The sequence below is a fragment of the Sphingomonas crocodyli genome, assembly GCF_004005865.1.
In the GTDB taxonomy this organism is placed as follows: Bacteria; Pseudomonadota; Alphaproteobacteria; order Sphingomonadales; family Sphingomonadaceae; genus Rhizorhabdus; species Rhizorhabdus crocodyli.
The window spans coordinates 1,961,163-1,978,237 of the sequence record NZ_SACN01000001.1 but is presented as its reverse complement, the minus strand read 5'-3'; the positions used below and the strand labels follow the sequence as shown (position 1 = coordinate 1,978,237).

At 65.9% G+C, this 17,075-nt stretch carries 16 protein-coding genes; 7 read left to right on the top strand and 9 right to left on the bottom strand.

Annotation, left to right across the window (positions count from 1 at the left end; all coding sequences use genetic code 11):
* Positions 1-86: 86 nt before the first annotated feature.
* On the top strand, positions 87-1,325 hold the full coding sequence (locus EOD43_RS09500) for an MFS transporter (RefSeq protein WP_127743234.1): 1,239 nt from the start codon (positions 87-89) through the stop codon (positions 1,323-1,325).
* Here the strand turns inward: EOD43_RS09500 and EOD43_RS09495 are convergent.
* Positions 1,322-2,065, bottom strand: a complete 744-nt coding sequence (locus EOD43_RS09495) for an SDR family oxidoreductase (protein ID WP_127743233.1) — start codon at positions 2,063-2,065, stop codon at positions 1,322-1,324. The genes EOD43_RS09500 and EOD43_RS09495 overlap by 4 nt on opposite strands.
* Positions 2,066-2,170: 105 nt before the next feature.
* On the opposite strand from EOD43_RS09495, the gene EOD43_RS09490 reads away from it, so the two are divergent.
* Complete coding sequence (locus EOD43_RS09490) at positions 2,171-2,557, top strand: winged helix-turn-helix transcriptional regulator (protein WP_127744693.1); 387 nt, start codon at positions 2,171-2,173, stop codon at positions 2,555-2,557.
* A gap of 163 nt (positions 2,558-2,720) precedes the next feature.
* Here the strand turns inward: EOD43_RS09490 and EOD43_RS09485 are convergent, their stop codons facing one another.
* Entirely contained in the window at positions 2,721-3,479 is a 759-nt protein-coding gene (locus EOD43_RS09485) for a competence/damage-inducible protein A (RefSeq protein WP_127743232.1), read from the bottom strand.
* A gap of 65 nt (positions 3,480-3,544) precedes the next feature.
* Here EOD43_RS09485 and map point away from each other — a divergent pair, with 65 nt between their 5' ends.
* Positions 3,545-4,369 (top strand): type I methionyl aminopeptidase, encoded by an 825-nt coding sequence (gene map, locus EOD43_RS09480; protein WP_127743231.1) that lies wholly within the window; start codon positions 3,545-3,547, stop codon positions 4,367-4,369.
* Positions 4,370-4,372: 3 nt separating this feature from the next.
* Here the strand turns inward: map and EOD43_RS09475 are convergent, their stop codons facing one another.
* Positions 4,373-4,663, bottom strand: coding sequence for a hypothetical protein (locus tag EOD43_RS09475; protein WP_127743230.1), 291 nt, complete (start codon positions 4,661-4,663; stop codon positions 4,373-4,375).
* Between the two features lie 65 nt (positions 4,664-4,728).
* Here EOD43_RS09475 and EOD43_RS09470 point away from each other — a divergent pair, with 65 nt between their 5' ends.
* From EOD43_RS09470 to glnA, 3 genes are all read left to right on the top strand, one after another.
* A complete protein-coding gene (locus EOD43_RS09470; protein ID WP_127743229.1) occupies positions 4,729-5,208 on the top strand; it encodes a hypothetical protein in 480 nt (159 codons plus the stop codon).
* Positions 5,209-5,377: 169 nt separating this feature from the next.
* Positions 5,378-5,716, top strand: a complete 339-nt coding sequence (locus EOD43_RS09465) for a P-II family nitrogen regulator (protein WP_127743228.1) — start codon at positions 5,378-5,380, stop codon at positions 5,714-5,716.
* Between the two features lie 79 nt (positions 5,717-5,795).
* Positions 5,796-7,208: a type I glutamate--ammonia ligase gene (gene glnA, locus EOD43_RS09460; RefSeq protein ID WP_127743227.1), complete on the top strand. Its 1,413-nt coding sequence runs from the start codon at positions 5,796-5,798 to the stop codon at positions 7,206-7,208.
* Between the two features lie 191 nt (positions 7,209-7,399).
* On the opposite strand, the gene EOD43_RS09455 is transcribed toward glnA, so the two are convergent.
* Together EOD43_RS09455 and EOD43_RS09450 are read right to left on the bottom strand one after the other, a co-directional pair.
* The gene (locus EOD43_RS09455) at positions 7,400-8,551 is read right to left on the bottom strand and encodes an epoxide hydrolase family protein (RefSeq protein ID WP_206363511.1); all 1,152 of its coding nucleotides are present in this window, start codon (positions 8,549-8,551) and stop codon (positions 7,400-7,402) included.
* A 58-nt stretch (positions 8,552-8,609) separates the two neighbouring features.
* Positions 8,610-9,809, bottom strand: a complete 1,200-nt coding sequence (locus EOD43_RS09450) for a TCR/Tet family MFS transporter (protein WP_127744691.1) — start codon at positions 9,807-9,809, stop codon at positions 8,610-8,612.
* Between the two features lie 200 nt (positions 9,810-10,009).
* Between EOD43_RS09450 and EOD43_RS09445 the strand changes: the two genes are divergently transcribed.
* Positions 10,010-11,257: a multidrug effflux MFS transporter gene (locus EOD43_RS09445; RefSeq protein ID WP_338068993.1), complete on the top strand. Its 1,248-nt coding sequence runs from the start codon at positions 10,010-10,012 to the stop codon at positions 11,255-11,257.
* Here the strand turns inward: EOD43_RS09445 and EOD43_RS09440 are convergent.
* The 4 genes from EOD43_RS09440 to EOD43_RS09425 all read right to left on the bottom strand — a co-directional run bounded on the left by EOD43_RS09440 (position 11,254) and on the right by EOD43_RS09425 (position 17,066).
* Complete coding sequence (locus EOD43_RS09440) at positions 11,254-11,916, bottom strand: nitroreductase (RefSeq protein WP_127743226.1); 663 nt, start codon at positions 11,914-11,916, stop codon at positions 11,254-11,256. The two genes, EOD43_RS09445 and EOD43_RS09440, sit on opposite strands and share 4 nt — an antisense overlap.
* A gap of 65 nt (positions 11,917-11,981) precedes the next feature.
* Positions 11,982-12,653: a hypothetical protein gene (locus tag EOD43_RS09435; protein WP_127743225.1), complete on the bottom strand. Its 672-nt coding sequence runs from the start codon at positions 12,651-12,653 to the stop codon at positions 11,982-11,984.
* Positions 12,654-12,656: 3 nt separating this feature from the next.
* Positions 12,657-12,932: an SCO4225 family membrane protein gene (locus tag EOD43_RS09430; protein ID WP_127743224.1), complete on the bottom strand. Its 276-nt coding sequence runs from the start codon at positions 12,930-12,932 to the stop codon at positions 12,657-12,659.
* Positions 12,933-12,935: 3 nt separating this feature from the next.
* Positions 12,936-17,066: a translocation/assembly module TamB domain-containing protein gene (locus EOD43_RS09425; protein WP_240653129.1), complete on the bottom strand. Its 4,131-nt coding sequence runs from the start codon at positions 17,064-17,066 to the stop codon at positions 12,936-12,938.
* Positions 17,067-17,075 lie beyond the last annotated feature (9 nt).

The window sequence follows — 17,075 nt, the reverse complement described above, 5'->3', positions numbered from 1 at the left end:
ACGCCAACGCCCCCTTGCCTTTCCCCCGCCGCCCGTCGATGAGGGGAAGGTCCGGCGCAGGGGAGAGGCCGGGCGACAGAGGAATCATGGCCACCCAGTCCAAGGGCCGCAATGCGGCGGTGTTCATCGTCGCCACGATCCTGATCGACGCGATCGGCTTCGGCATCATCATCCCGGTGATGCCGCGCCTCGTGATGCAGCTGGGCCATGTCGACATCGCCACCGCGACGTGGATCGGCGGCTGGATGTCGGCGATCTATGCGGTGATGCAGTTCCTGTGCGGGCCGCTGGCCGGCAATCTCGGCGATCGGTTCGGGCGGCGCCCGGTGCTGCTGCTGGCGCTCGGCGGGTTCACGATCGACTATCTGCTGATGGGCTTCGCGCCGACGCTGGCATGGCTGTTCGCCGGGCGGCTGATCGCGGGCATTTTCGGCGCATCCTTCGGCCCCGCCACCGCCGCACTGGCCGACATCACCGCGCCCGAGAACCGCGCCAAGAGCTTCGGCCTGGTCGGCGCGGCGTTCGGGATCGGCTTCATCGTCGGCCCGGCGATCGGCGGCTTGCTGGGTGAGATCGACGCGCGAGCGCCCTTCTATGCCGCCGCCGCCTTCTCCGCCCTCAATTTCCTGTTCGGGCTGTTCTTCTTCCCGGAGACGCTCGCCGTCGAAAATCGCCGCGCCTTCCAGTGGCGTCGCGCCAATCCGGTCGGCGCGCTGATGGCGGCGGGCAAGCTGCAGGGCGTGCTGGGCCTCGCCGGCATATTGCTGCTCTGGAACATCGCTTCGATGATCTATCCGGCGACGTGGAGCTTCTTCGCGATCGCGCGCTTCGACTGGTCGAACGGGATGATCGGCGCGTCGCTGGCGGTCGCCGGCATTTCGATGACGATCGTGCAGGGCGGCATTCTCGGCCGCATCGTAAAGGCGTTGCGCGAGCGCAAGACGGCGATGCTGGGCGTTTCGGTCGCGGCGGTCGGCTATATCGCCCACGCCTTCAACCCCTATGGATCGATCGCCTTCGTGCTGGTGGGCGCCACCGCGCTGCAGGCGCTCGTCCAGCCGTCGATCACCGCGATGATGTCGCAGCGCGCGCCCGCCAATGCGCAAGGGGAGATGCAGGGTTTCATCGGCAGCCTGAACGCGATCGGCGCGATTGCGGGGCCGCTGCTGCTCAACCCCGCGCTCGCTTATTTCACCGGCCCGAAGGCCCCGGTCCACTTCGCGGGCGCCGCTTTCATCATCGCCGCCATCTTCGCATTTGCGGCGCTGATCGCTTTGTCGATGGCGAAGCCGATGCGCGAAGTGGACGCGGAGAACGCCGCTTAGAGTGACTTCAGCATCGCCAGCACATCGTCATACCGCCCTTCGGCCTCGGCGAAGCGCAGCGGCTTGACGCGATCGACCAGGATTTCGGCGGGCGTCGGCTGGGTCGCGAACAGGCCCATCACCTCATCGATGAAATCCTGCAGCGGCATATAGCCTTCGCGGGTCGACTGGCCGGGGGTCAGCCCGGTCTGCACCGCAGGCGGCGCAAGCTCGATCACCTCGATGCTTCCGCGCAGCTGCTCGCGCAGGATCACGGTGTAGCTGTGGATCGCCGCCTTGGTCGCCGAATAGACGGGCGCCTTGGGGAACGGCACGAAGGCAAGGCCCGAGCTGACGTTGACGATCGCGGCATCGGCCTGCGTCCTGAGATGATCGACCAGCGCCGCGTTGAGCCGGATCGGGCCGAGCAGGTTGGTGACGATCGTCTCTTCGGCGCCGTTGAGCCCATCACCACGCGTCAGATCGTCGGTGCGCATCATGCCGGCATTGTTGATCACGACGTTGAGGCGCGGATGCTCGGCGATCAGCTTCGCCGCGAAGGCCGCGATCGATTCCGCGCTTTCGACGTCGAGTTCGATCGCGTGCATGCCGGTGCGGCCCGCAATCGTCTCGTCGAGCGCATCGCGGCGGCGGCCCGCGACGATCACGTCATTGCCCAGATCGTTGAAACGGCGCGCAAGCTCGCGCCCGATCCCGCTGCCGCCGCCGGTGATCAGAATAACGTTACCGCTGGTCTTCATCGTTCAAATCCTTGTTCAGGAGGAGGATGACCCTTATTTAGTCCATTAGTTTCGATTCGAAAGAAGGCACCTGAAAGTGCCGTAGTTACCCAAAGGTAAGTGATGATGGCGACGTCCCCGCACGACTTCCCCTTCTCCACCGATCCGCGTGTCGAGGCGCTCGTGACCGAGGTGATCGGCCGGGTCGCCGACAAGTGGACGATGCTGGTTCTGGAGGCGCTGGAGGAAAATGGCGAACTGCGCTTCACCGCGCTCGCCCGCGAAATCCCCGGCGTGAGCCAGAAGATGTTGACCCAGACGGTCCGCGCGATGGAACGCGACGGCCTGCTGACGCGCACCGTCCACCCCGTCGTCCCGCCGCGGGTCGATTACAAGCTCACCGACCTGGGCCACAGCCTCGGTGAGGCCTTCTGCGGCGTGTGGCAATGGGCCGAGGCGAACCTTGCGGCGATCGACGCGGCGCGGGCGGCGTTCGATGCGCGGAAAGGCTGAACCTTTATCCTCCCCCGCCAGGGGGAGGTGGCGCCGAAGGCGACGGAGGGGGAGGACACGATGACCTCCAGTTGGTCGCCGCCCTCCCCCTCCGTCAGCTACGCTGACACCTCCCCCTCCGTCAGCTACGCTGACACCTCCCCCTGGCGGGGGAGGATTGAGATCAGATCCCGTCCGCCACCGGCTCGTAGCCCAGCGCCGTCAGCCCCGCCCCGATCGCGGCGATGCACGCCTCCACCGTCGCCGGATCGGTCGATCGCACCACGAAGTTCGCCCCGCCGCGCCCGTCGCGCCAGAAGGGGTAGCTGCCGATCTGCGATCCCGTATGATCCGCCTCGGTCGCGCGCAGCAGATCGGCGACCTCGCTTTCGGGCACCCAGCACCCGATCGTGCGCGACAGCATCGGGCGGCCGCCCTCCAGCGTGCCGGTCAGCGCCTCGAGCATCAGTTCGGCGATGCGCGGCACGCCTGCCAGGATGAAGATATCGCCCACGCGGATGCCCGGAGCGCCGGTCGCGGCATTCTTGATCAGGGTCGCGCCCGCCGGCACGCGCGCCATGCGCAGTCGCGCCTCGTTGATGCCGCCGCGCGACTCGTAATAGCCCTCCAGCACCGCGCGCGCCTCGGGATGGATCTCCACCTCGACGCCCAAAGCCGCCGCAATCGCATCGACCGTGATGTCGTCATGCGTCGGGCCGATGCCGCCGGTGGTGAACAGATAATCGTTGCGGGCCTTCAGCGCGTTCACCGCCTCGCCGATCGCGCCCATATCGTCGGCGACGACGCGGACCTCGGTCAGGCGGATGCCCTGCGTGTTGAGCCAGGTCGCGACCTGCCCGACATTCCTGTCCTGCGTGCGGCCAGACAGAATCTCGTCGCCGATGATCAGCAGAGCGGCGGTCCAGATGCGGTCGGATGTCATGTCTGTGGCCATAGCGCGGCCAACCGCCCTCGCAAAGTGACGACGATGGGACTATACCGGCGCGCATGACGACCTATGTGAACGCCGACGAAGCCGTCCATTCGCGCACCAGCGCCATCAAGCTGCACGGGCCCAAGGATTTCGAAGGGATGCGCGCCGCCGGCCGCCTCGCCGCCGAGATCCTCGACGCGGTCGCGCCGCACGTCGTGGCCGGCGTCACCACCGAAGAAGTCGACCGCCTCGTCTATGACATGACGATCGCGGGCGGCGCCGTGCCCGCCACGATGAACTATCGCGGCTATACGCACAGCTGTTGCATCAGCATCAATCATGTCGTGTGCCACGGCATTCCGGGCAGCCGCACCTTCAAGGAGGGGGATATCGTCAATGTCGACGTCACCCCCCTGCTCAATGGCTGGCATGGCGATTCGAGCCGCATGTATCTGGTCGGCGATGTCGGCGTGAAGGCGCGCCGGCTGGTCGACGTCACCCACGAATGCCTGATGCTGGGCATCGAGCAGGCGAAGCCCGGCAACCGGCTGGGCGACATCAGCCATGCGATCCAGACCTATGCGGAAAAGCACCGCTACGGCGTCGTCCGCGATTTCTGCGGCCACGGCCTCGGCCGCGTGTTCCATGACGCGCCCGAGGTGGTCCATGTCGGCCGCCCCGGTACCGGGCCGGAGTTGAAGCCCGGCATGTTCTTCACGATCGAACCGATGATCAATATCGGCCGCCCCGACGTGAAGATGCTCGACGACGGATGGACCGCCGTGACGCGCGATCGTTCGCTTTCGGCGCAGTTCGAACATTCGATCGGCATCACCGAAACGGGCTGCGAGATCTTCACGCTCAGCCAGCGTGGCCTGCACAAGCCGCCTTACGCCTGACGGTCATTCGCCGTCGGGCGTCAGCGCCATCACGTCGATGAAATTGCCACGCGCATCGAAGCGGCATTTGAAACGCTTAATGCCTTCGCTGCCCTTGTCGACGGTGCCGTAAATCGCCTGCCCACCATGCTCCTTCACCGGCCTGGCGGTCTTCACATAAAGCGGGCGCGTGCCGTACATGCCGGATGCCTCGCCACGGCAATAAGCCGGGCGGTTCTTCGCCGAAATCGGCGCCGCCTGCGCACCGGACGAGGCGACCAACGCCAGCAACGCGGCGGCAATACGAAAGCGCATGTCCAAGCTCCTGAAACACTGGCACATCTGCATAACCTGTTTCTTATAGTCCCAGGAGTCGGCACATGCGTTCCACCATCGCGATTGCCCTTTTTACGGCTCTGTTGGCCAGCGGCGCAGGCGCAAAGGCCGAGACACTCAACCTCGTCTGCCCCGGCGAGGGCGGGAAGCTCAGCTCGCAGTATAAGAGCGGCTATATGTGGGACGCCAAGCGTAAGAAGTACGTCTCGCAAAGCGGCATGGAAACCGAATCCCGCCCCTATGCCGCAGCGGTAACTGTGCGCATCGCAGGCGACAGCGGATCGATCCAGCTCCCCAAATCGATGGTCCCGCCGATTCACGGCAGCGGCAGCGGCGACGGCTGGTGGCCGCTCAACGACGTCATCGTCGGCGACAAGGAAATCCGTGCGGCGTTCAAGCTCAACGGGCTCAATCACCCGAAAATCCGCATCGATCGCATGACAGGCATGCTGACCATGACCGGAACCGGCTTCGATTTCACCGGCCGGTGCGAAAAGACCGATGCCGGGGAGCGCCGCTTCTAGAAACGATCACCGCTTAGGCAGTGTCAGCCCAAAAAAAGGGCAGCTGTCACAAAACTGCCCCGATATGCGGCAGCGCAACAGAATATCGCGGCGGCGCGGCGCACTATCCTTGCGACTCGCTTCGTGGCACGCTTATGGGACTTTTGTTGCGCGGGCCGGGGAGGGCCAAGTGAAGAAGATCGAAGCCATCATTAAGCCCTTCAAGCTCGATGAAGTGAAGGAGGCGCTGCACGAAGTCGGCGTTTCCGGCATCACCGTCACCGAGGCCAAGGGTTTCGGCCGCCAGAAGGGCCATACCGAACTCTATCGCGGCGCCGAATATGTCGTCGATTTCCTCCCCAAGGTGAAGCTCGAGGTCGTCGTGGAAGACGGCCTGGCCGATCGCGTCGTGGAGGCGATCGCCGCCGCCGCGCAGACCGGCCGCATCGGGGACGGAAAGATCTTCATCATTCCGGTCGAAGGGGCGGTCCGCATCCGGACCGGGGAGAGGGACGGCGACGCGATCTGATCGCGCACCGCATCGGTCAACGGGGCGACAACGATCGCCCGCACAGTTTCAAAAGCATTCTCACGGGGAAGGCACCATCATGGCGAACAAGGCTTCAGACGTCCTGAAGATGATCAAGGACAAGGAGATCGAGTGGGTCGATCTTCGCTTCACCGATCCCAAGGGCAAGTGGCAGCACCTGACGATGGTTTCGGGCGTCGTCGGTGAAGACGAGCTCAACGAAGGCTTCATGTTCGACGGTTCGTCGATCGAAGGCTGGAAGGCCATCAACGAATCGGACATGATCCTGAAGCCGGATCTGGATGCGGTTTGGGTCGATCCGTTCTCGGCCACCCCGATGCTGATCCTGGTCTGCGACATCGTCGAGCCTTCGACCGGCGAACTCTATGCCCGCGATCCGCGTTCGTGCGCCAAGCGCGCCGAAGCCTATGTGAAGACGCTGGGCATCGGCGACACGATCTATGTCGGTCCGGAAGCCGAATTCTTCATGTTCGACGACGTGCGTTTCGACAGCACCTACAGCTCGTCCTACTACCACATCGACGACATCGAACTGCCGACCAACACCGGCAAGGAATATGAAGGCGGCAACCTGGCGCACCGTCCGCGCGCCAAGGGCGGCTACTTCCCCGTCGCCCCGGTCGATTCGGCCGTCGACATCCGCGCCGAGATGGTTTCGACCATGCTCGAAATGGGCCTGCCCTGCGACAAGCATCACCACGAAGTCGCCGCCGCTCAGCATGAGCTGGGCCTGACCTTCGGCACGCTGGTGCAGACCGCCGATCGCATGCAGATCTACAAGTATGTCGTGTGGCAGGTCGCCCAGGCCTACGGCAAGACCGTGACGTTCATGCCGAAGCCGATCGCCAAGGATAACGGCTCAGGCATGCACACCCACATGTCGATCTGGGACAAGGGCAACCCGCTGTTCGCCGGCAACGGCTATGCCGGTCTGTCGGACACCTGCCTGTACTTCATCGGCGGCGTCATCAAGCACGCCAAGGCGCTCAACGCCTTCACCAACCCGACCACCAACAGCTACAAGCGCCTGGTGCCGGGTTACGAAGCGCCGGTTCTGCTCGCTTATTCGGCGCGCAACCGCTCGGCTTCGTGCCGCATCCCCTATGGTTCGGGTGCGAAGGCGAAGCGCGTCGAGTTCCGCTTCCCCGACGCGATGGCCAATCCGTATCTCTGCTATGCAGCGCTGCTGATGGCCGGCCTCGACGGCATCGAGAACAAGATCCACCCCGGCGACGCGATGGACAAGAACCTCTACGATCTGCCGCCGGAAGAGCTGAAGGAAATCCCGACGGTCTGCGGTTCGCTGCGCGAAGCGCTCAACAGCCTCGAAGCCGACCATGCCTTCCTCACCAAGGGCGGCGTGTTCACCGAGGACCAGATCGAGAGCTACATCGAGCTGAAGTGGCCGGAAGTCGCCCGCTGGGAAATGACGCCGAGCCCGGTCGAGTTCGACATGTACTATTCGAGCTGATCCCTACCGGATCGGAACGACAGGAGGGGCGTCCCGGCCATGCCGGGGCGCCCTTCTTCTTTAGATCCTCCCCCGGAGGGGGAGGTGGCAGTCCGCAGGACTGACGGAGGGGTATTGGCCGGCAGCAAGACGCCCGGCCTCGAATACCCCTCCACCGCTTCGCGGTCCCCCTCCCCCTCCGGGGGAGGACTTTACTGTCGAAACATCCCGAAGAACTGCCGCATCTCCTCCACGAAAAGCCCCGGCTCCTGCAGCGCCGCGAAGTGGCCGCCCTTCGGCGGTTCGCTCCAATAGACGAGGTTGCTCATGTGCCGCTCCATCCAGCGGCGCGAGGCGTGGCGGGTTTCGCCTTGGAAGGCCGAATAGCCCGCCGGGATCGGGACACCGGTGGGCATCTGATAGGGCGAATAACGCAGCTCCCAATAGAGCCGCGCCGACGAGGCGGCCGTCGCGGTCAGCCAGTAGAGCGTGATATTGTCGAGCAGGTCGTCGATCGCGAAGACGTTGAGCGGATCGCCGCCGCAGTCGGTCGTCCAGTCGCGGAACTTCTCGTAGATCCAGGCCGCCTGTCCCACCGGCGAGTCGGTCAGCGCGTAGCCGATCGTCTGCGGGCGGGTCGACTGCTCCATCATATAGCCGGTCAGCCACATCGCGGTTTCGGCGCGCTGCGCGAGGTAGCGTTTCTCATCCTCGTCGGCGTTCGCGATGTCGTCCGCGGTCGGGATCGCGAAAGCCAGGTTCGAATGATAGGCGATCAGCCCCGGCGCGGCATCGCCCGCCATCTGCAACGTGATCGACGCGCCATAGTCCCCGCCCTGCGCGACATAGCGATCATAGCCCAGCCGCCGCATCAGTTCGGCCCACGCCTTCGCCGTGCGCTTGATGCTCCAGCCGTGCCGGTCGGGTTTCCCCGAGAAAGCGAAGCCCGGACAGGATGGCAGGATCAGGTGAAACGCATCCTCCGCCTTGCCGCCATGCGCGACTGGATCGACCAGCGGGCCGATGACGTGGACGAACTCGAGCACCGATCCCGGCCAGCCATGCGTCATGATCAGCGGCAGCGCATTTTCGTGCTTCGATCGGATATGGAGGAAATGGATGTCGAGCCCGTCGATGGTGGTGACATGCTGCCCCCAGCCGTTGAGCATCGCCTCACACCGGCGCCAGTCGTAATTGTCGGCCCAATGCGCCACGAGCCGCCGCATGTCGGCGATCGGTACGCCCTGCTTCCACTCGCCGATCGTCTCCGCCTCGGGCCAGCGCGCGTGGCGCAGACGGCTGCGCAGATCGTCGAGCGCATCCTGCGGCATCTCGACGTGAAACGGCCTGATCGTCTCGTCCATTCGCCCTCTCCTTCTCTTTTGCGGGAGAAGGTGACGGACAATCATTTCGGCCGGAAGCCTATTCCTCGCTTTTCCGGTGGACCAGCGCGCCGACGCCGGCGGCCGCCAGCAGCACCGCCGCCGCAATCCCGAACGCCGCCCACGGATGCGTCGTGATCGTCATCGCATAGACCCAGCCGAAGAAGATCGGCGATCCGATCCCCGCAATCGCGCCGACACTGTTGTTCGCGCCTTGCAACTGCCCCTGCTCACGCTCCGACACGCGGCGCGTCATCATCGCCTGGATCGTCGGCATGGCGAGGCCCCAGCAGGCATTGGGGATAAGCCCCAGCGCGAAGACCAGCGGGCTTGTCGCGAAGGCGATCACCGCAAGGCCCAGCGCGCCACCGAACAGCCCGATCAGCATCGTCGCCCGATCGCCCAGCCGCTTCGTCACCGGGCCGACCACCAGCCCCTGCACCAGCATGTCGAGCACCCCCGCCCCCGCGAGCAGCAACCCGACGGCGAAGGTGCCGATCCCGTACCGCTGATCGGCGTAGAGCACATAGACCGCCGCAAAGACGTGGTGCGAGAAATAGACGAGGAAGTTGACCGTCGCGAGGCTCGCCAGTTCGGGATGCGACCGCAGCAGGGTCAGCGCGCCGACCGGATTGGCGCGCTTCCACGAAAAGGCCATGCGCCGGTCCTTCGGCAGCGATTCCGGCAGGACGAACAGGCCGTAGAGGAAGGCGATCCCCGACAAGGCCGCCGCGCTCCAGAAAGGCACGCGCGGCCCGATCTCGCCGAGCATCCCGCCCAGCGCCGGCCCGATCACGAAGCCCGCCCCGAATGCCGCGCCGATCAGGCCATAAGCCCGCGCGCGGCCCTCCGGCGGGGTGATGTCGGCCATATAGGCGTTGACGGCGGTGAAGCTGGACGACGTGATCCCGCCGATGATCCGCCCGATCACCAGCCACGCCATGCTGGGCGCCAGCGCCATCATCACCCAGTCGGCGGCAAGGCCGGCGGTGGAGATCAGGATCACCGGCCGCCGCCCATAACGATCGGAAAGCGATCCGATCAGCGGCGAGCAGACGAACTGCATCATCGCCCAAAGCGCCACCAGCACGCCGTTCCATTCGCCCGCCGCCGCGTTCGACCCGGCGAACTCAGTGATCAACGTGGGCAATACGGGGATGACGAGCCCCATCGCCATCACATCGAGCATCGCGGTGACGAGGATGAAGGCGATCGCCGCACGGTTCGCGCGCGGGGGCATAGGGATGCTCTCCTGGGGCATCCGGCGCCATCTACGCAGGAAATATGACAGCGGCAATGGTTGCCCGAATGGCGGTTAACGGCTAAGGAGCGCGCGTCCGCTCCGCCGGACCGCCGGCGGCCCCCACATCATCGAACCCGCGTTCGCGCCAAACTCGCGCGCGTCACGCCCTCGTCACTTGTCCGCGTCAGGAACTGCCCGTGCACTCGCCCGCCCTCCCGAAACAGACCACGCCCCATCCCGGCATGCGCTTCGGCGAGTTCGTCGCGCTGATGGCGATGGTGATGGCGGTCAACGCGCTGGGCGTGGACATGATGCTGCCGGCGCTGCCCGCGCTGGGCGCCGAACTGGGCGTCACGGTCGAAAATCATCGTCAGTGGGTGATCGCGATCTACATGGCCGGCTTCTCGGTGATGCAGCTCGTTTATGGCCCGCTCGCCGATCGTTATGGGCGCCGCCCCATCCTGATCGCCACGATCGCCACCTATGCGCTGATGAGCCTGATCGCGTCGGTCGCCGCCAGCTTCGCGCTGCTGCTCATCGCGCGGCTGCTGCAGGGCATGGCGTCGGCATCGACGCGCGTGCTTTCGGTTTCGGTCGTGCGCGATTGCTATGGCGGGCGCACGATGGCGCGCGTGATGTCGCTGTGCACGATGGTGTTCCTGGCGGTGCCGATCCTGGCGCCCTCGCTCGGCCAGCTCGTGCTGCTGTTCGCGCCGTGGCGCGGCATCTTCTACGCGCTCGCCGGCTTCAGCGGCCTTGTCGCTTTGTGGGTCGCGCTGCGCCTGCCCGAAACGCTCCATCCGGAGGACCGGCGCGCCATCACGGTCGGCTCGATCGCCACGGCGATGAAGCAGACCGTCACCAACCGCTATTCGCTCGGCTACACCCTGTGCATCGGGTGCATGTTCACCTGCATCATGAGCTTCATCAACAGCGCCGAGCAGGTGTTCGTCGACGTGTTCGACATGGAACGCGGCTTCCCGCTGGTCTTCGCGGGGATCGCCGGCACGATGGCGGTGGCGGCGCTGGTCAACTCGCGCATCGTCGAGCGGTACGGGATGCGCAAGGTTTCGCACACCGCACTGATCGGCATCATCGCGATCAACCTGATCCACCTCGCGGTGATCTTCACGGGCCATGAAACCATCGTCACCTTCGCGGTGCTGCAGGGGCTGATGATGTTCTTCTTCAACCTGACGGGGTCGAACTTCAACGCGATGGCGATGGAGCCGATGGCGCATATCGCGGGTACGGCATCGTCGGTGCAGGGCTTCCTGTCGACGATGCTCGGCGTGATCGCTGGATTCTTCGTTGGGCAGGCGTTCAACGGCACCACGTTGCCGCTGGTCCTCGGCTTCACCGGGGCCGGCGTCACCGCGCTTGTGATCGTCCTGATCGTCGAGCGCGGCCGCCTGTTCCACGGCCATATCGCGAACCGGGTCTAAAAGCCCTCGAAGCGGATATTGTCGTCCAGCGGCACGCGATCGCGCTCGAAATTGTTCGCGGGCGATTCCGGGTCGCGATGGCCGATCGCGACCCCGCAAAACAGCAAAGTGTCGTCTGACAGGCCGAGATGGTCTTTGATGCTGCGCCCATAGACGCCCATATATTCCTGCGGGCAGCTATCCAGCCCCTCGCCGCGCAGCAGCAGCATGATCGTCTGCAGCCACATGCCCGCGTCGGACCATTGTGGCTCCTTCATCGCCTTCGGGAAATGGCAGAGCAGCAGCACCGGCGCGCCGAACGACACCAGGTTGCGATCCGAAAACGCCTTGCTGAACTCGCGCTGGTCGCGGCCGATGCCCAGCGATCCGTAAAGCTGCCCGCCCAGATGCTGCAGCCGGCTGTGATATTTGGGGCCGATCGCACTGGGGGCGGAGAAGTCATATTCCTGCGGATCGTCACGCTCGCTCGCCGCCAGCCGATCCTGCAGCGCCTTCAGCGGCGCGCCGGTCAGCACGATCGCCTCCCACGGCTGATAATTGCATCCCGAAGGCGCCATCCGCGCCTGATCGAGCACGCGCCGCACGGTTTCCAGCGGCACCGGCGTATCGAGAAAGGCCCGGATCGACCGGCGGCTTGCCACAGCTTCGGCGACGTTCATGCATTCCCCCGATCTTTTCGCGTCCGGCCACCTGATAGGAGCCGGCACGGGAGGTCAAGCGATCCTCAGGTGCCCAGGATCGCGAAACTGACCGCGCTGTTGATCAGCGATGCGAGCAGCCAAGTGCCCAGCGCCGACCGAAACGCCGCGAACCAGCCGATCCGCGCATGCGAATGCAGCCAGATCGTCTCCACCCACAGATACCAGACGACCGCCCCGATCGCGAGCAGCGCCCCGGCGATCGCGATCCAATGCGCATGGGCGCGCGCCATGATCGTGCCGACCCCGATCGCGAAGGCCGCCGGCGCCGCGACGAAGCATTGCGCGAAGAACGGCTTGCGCAGCGTCTCCCGATTGAGCGCCGCGCGCTGCCGCTGGAGTCGGCGCAGCGCGAACATCAACGGATAGATGGCGAACAGGATCGACCGCAGGATCAGCAGATTCTGATCCGACGCCATAATCTCCTTGCCGATCGGCGAATGGGTCGGCGGCAGCGCGGTGTGCGAGGCCAATTCCACAGCGTGCGACAACAGGATCGTCAGCATCAGGAACAGCGGCGGGCTCAGCGTATCCGCGAAGCGATCCTCCAGCGGATCGTTCAACTCGCGATCCGAATAGCGCAGCATCTGGATCGGGTGCCTGATCGATCGCCACATCGTGCGCGGATAGAAGATCAGCCAGGTCATCACCTCATAGAGGAATTCCTCCAGCGACTGCAGGATGCGCATGAAGTCCATCGGTCAGCCCCTCTTCGCGGCGCTCAGCAGCCTCGCTATGCCCAATATGATCGCCCCGTTCGCCGCCATGCCGGCCACCAGCAGCGGAACCGCGATCCACGGTGATGAAACGGCCAGCCGCGCCAGCATCATGCTCCACGGCATCGCCAGCAGGATCGCATAGATCCCAGCCAGCCCGTCGCCCTGCCCAAACCAGCCGCTTGCCGATATCGGGATCAGCATCAATGCGCCGATGCACAGCAGCGCATAGACCAGCACGATCAGGCGTGCCGCGCGCATCGATCAATAATCCTTCGACACGCGCACGCTCGCGCTCTGGCGGCCGATCGTCGATATGCTCGACAGCAGCGAGAGCCAGCGTGTGATCTGGAACTCGACACGCGTGGCCGAATAGCCGGCGCCGTCGCTGATCACCTCCACGAAGGTCTTGCGGCCGATATATTTGCCGACCGACAGCGACGTCCCCTGCCCCGTCGTCGGATCGGCAGGCAGGATGCGCAAGCGATCGAGGCCGGTCGCCTTGCGGACCGCATTGATCGGATCGAGCCCGCCGCCGCTGCTGCGTAGCGAATTGACCGCCGCCGCCAGCTGCAGCGCCTCGGGCGCCGACAGGTTGGTGATCGACGTGCCGAACAGAAGGCGCGACAGCAATTCGTCCTCGGGCAGCGACGGCACCGACGTGAAGTTGATCTCCGGCCGCAGCCCGGTGCCGGTCACGCTGATCGTCGCGCTGACGCCGTTGATGTTCGCCTTCGCCACGATATCCAGCACCGGATCGGGCGGCGCCTGCCCCAGGAAGCGGATCGATCCGCGATCGAGATCGAAGCGGCGCCCGGCGAACTCATAGCCGCCACGCACCAGATCGGCCCGCCCGCTGATCGCCGGATTGTCGAGCTGCCCGCCGATCTGCACATTCGCGCGCCATTCGCTGTCGAGGCCCAGGCCCGTGACCATCAGCTGGTTTCGCGCATCCGCCTTGATATCGAGCTTCCACGGCGCGCGCGGCGCGACATCGTCGATGCCGGCGTCGGCGCGGTTGAGTTCGGTCGTCTTGATCTGCGGGATCGCCGCGACGGCGGTGGCGCGGCCCAGGCGGAAGCGGCTCTTGTTGAGCTTCACATCGCCCGCGATCGTGCCGCCATTGCCGTTGGACGTAAGCTGCAGCGGCCCGGTGACGGTCGCGCCGATATCGTCGCGGTTGAGCAGTTGCGCATTGGTCGCATCGACCTGCACGTCCATGCCGAATCCGCGCCCGCCCGCAAAATCGAACGACGCCTTGCCCGCAATCGTGCCGCCGCCACGCGTCTGGCCGGAAAGCTTGCCGATCAGCAGGCGGGAGCCGTCGAAGCGACCGGCCGCATTGATATTGGTGATGACCGTGCCCGAAACCGCGCTTTCGAGGCGCGCGGCCGTGGTCTGCACCGTGCCGCGAATGCGCGGATCGGCAACGGTGCCACCCACGTCCGCGCCGATCGCGACCGGCCCCGAAATGTCGATCGTCTCGACCCCGATCAAACGCCACAGCGTATCCGCCGGACCGTTATAGCGCAGCTGCCCAAACAGCCCGCCATTGCGCAGCCGATCGGCCAGCGCCCCGCCTGCGAGCAAGTTCAAGATCCGCCCCTGCGCACGCCCCACGACCTTGCCGCCGCTGGAGACGATCGCACGCCCCGCCGCGCTGTTCGGCGTCAGCACCGCCGCGACCGCGATGTCGGCGGGACGCGAGGAGAGGACGAGACCTGAACGCGACATGCCCTTGATGGTCAGGTTCGCACGCCCCGTCGGCGGCGCACCATTGCCGGGCGCGGCATAATCGAGCTTGCCCGATGCCGTGCCGCTCAGCCCCAGTTGCGGGAAGCCGATGTCGAGCAGCGACAGCGGCATCGCGCTCATGCTCGCATGGAGTTCGTTCGCGCCGCCGCCGAAGCGGCCCGCGACATTCGCCTTGCCGCCCGCAAAGCTCAGGCTGGTCTGCGCCAGCCGCCAGCCTTCGCCCTCGCGCCGCAGGACGGCGGGCGTGTCGATCGCGATCGGGCGGCGATCGATCGTGCCCTTGCCTTCCACGGTCACGCTGTCGGGCGCGAGCGTCAGGGTCGATTCCACCTGGAAGCCGCGCCCGCGCTGGCCCGATGCCGCGCCACGGATCGTGCCGTTGCCGCCCTTCAGCTTGATGTCGGCCCGGCCGCGCGCAAGGCTGATCCCGCCCATGCGCAGCCCAGCGACGCCCGCGCGGCCGTCGATCGTCGTGCCCGCCGGATCGAGCAGGATCGTCCCGTCGAAGCGGCCCCGCCCGATATCGATCGGCGTCGCCGCCTCGAAACGCGCGCGCTGCGCCAGCAAATGCGGCTCGATCGCCTGCACCCCGCCGCGCACCGCGAACAGCATCGGCCCGGTGACGGTGCCGCCCGCCAGATCGATCCGCCCGGTAAAGCCGCCCGGATCGGAGCGCAGGCTGCCCGAACCCTTCGCGCCCGACACGTCGATCTCGGCCACCTGGATCGTCGCGGGCTGGTTGGGCGGAAGCAGGATCGCGCCGTTGCTGGTGAACGGCCCCAGCATCGATCCGCCGCCAGCCGTATAGCGGAAGCCCTCGGGCGTCGGCTCCAGCTTCAACCCGACATCCTTCAGCCCCAGCGGATCGATCGGCGATGCGAGCAGCAGATCGACCTTCGGGCGCGAGATATTTCCGTCGAGCGTGAGTTCGAGCGCGCCATACTGCGTCTGATTGCCCTTACCCTTGAAGTAGAAGGTGCCGTCCTTGCGCCGATAGCCGCTGCCGGTGATCCGGATCGACGGCCCGGTCAGCACAAGTCCGTCGAAATGGAGGATCCCGTCCGGCCCGCGCCGCATCCGCGTGTCGATCGCCGGCAGGCCGCCCGCCAGATAACGCAGGAAGCTGTTGTCGAAGCGGCGCACCCAGGCGCGCCCGCGCCCGGCCACCACGGTCCCGCCCTTGGCACCCGGCACCACCTTCAGTTCCGAACTGACATCGACGATGCCAAGGCCGGGGATCAGGTAGCGGAGCATTTTCCCATTCAGGGCAACATCATAGTCGCCCGTCCGGAGATCGAGATGGAGATCGAGCAGCCCGCTCAACTTGTCCGAACGCAGCTTGAGCTGCTTGCCGACCACCTCTTTCGCGTCGATCGCCAGAACGCCGTCGACGGTGAGGTTGCCCAGGATTCCGCCCGCGACATCGCCGATCCCGGTCACGCGCCGCGCGGTCAGCCGCACCGGCAGCTTGACCGGCGCGGGGGAAAGTTTCCCCTTCCCGTCTGCGCGCACAACGTCAAACCCGGTATTGTCGAACGCGACATGATCGGCGGTCAGCGCATAGCTGTAATCGGCGGTCGCGAACGGCCCTTCGAACTCCGCATGCAGGCGGATGTTGCGCCCCGTCATGTTCGGGAACAGCGCCGGCGGCTTGATCAGCTTGCCGTCGAGCGTCGCCTTCTCAAACGCATTGTTCGCCAGATCGAGGATGCCCGCGGCGGTGAACTCGATCTCGGGCGTCTTGACCGCGATGCTGCCGTCCAATCGGCGATCGGCCAGGATCGCGCCGCCATCGACCCGGATTTCAGGCGCGGTCAGCCGCTGCAGCTTGCCCTTCAACAGCTTTGACGGCGCCAGCGTGCCGTTCAGCCCATAGCGCCCCTGTTCGGCGGTCAGCGCCAGATCGACGACGCGCAGATCGCCCAGATCGAGCCGCGCCAGCCCCTTCCAGACCTTCCACGTCCCCTTGCCCGAAACGCCGCCCGACACCGGCCGCTGGAACCCGATCAGCCCGGCGAACAGCCCCTTGTCCGGCCCCGTCACGCGCGCCTCGACATCGAAGCGATTGGCGTCCGGCTCGGCATCGACGCGCAGCTTCAGCTGGTCGCGTACGTTGCTGTCGGCCGCCAGATCGATCAGCGCGCGGCCCTTGCGAATGTCGGCGCGCCCGTCGATCCGCACGCTGCTCGCCATGCCTGGCACCGCCTTGCCCAGCCGCAGATGCGCGATCTTCAGCTTGCCCAGATGGATGTCGAAGCCGGGCAGCAGCGGCCCCTTCTTCGTCGAAGGTTTCAGTTTGGGCAGGCGCTGCAGCACCACCAGATCGGATTCGAGCCGGTCAATCGACAGCCGGTTCGCCATCCACGCCGCCGGTTTCCAGTCGAGCGCGATTTCGGGCGCCTCGAGGAACAGCCCGCGCGCATCATAAAGCCGCAGGTCGCGGATCGTCGCCTTGCTCCAGATCGAACCGTCGATCCGCCCGATCTTGATGCGCAGGCCCGATGACGGCGCGATCTTCGCGATGCGATCGACGATCAGCCGATGCCCCGGCCCGGTATCGAGCATCGCCACCGCGATCGCGAGCAGCAGCAACAGCCCGACCAGCGCCATGCCCACGCCGCGCGCGATCCGCAGGAGCATCGCCCGCGA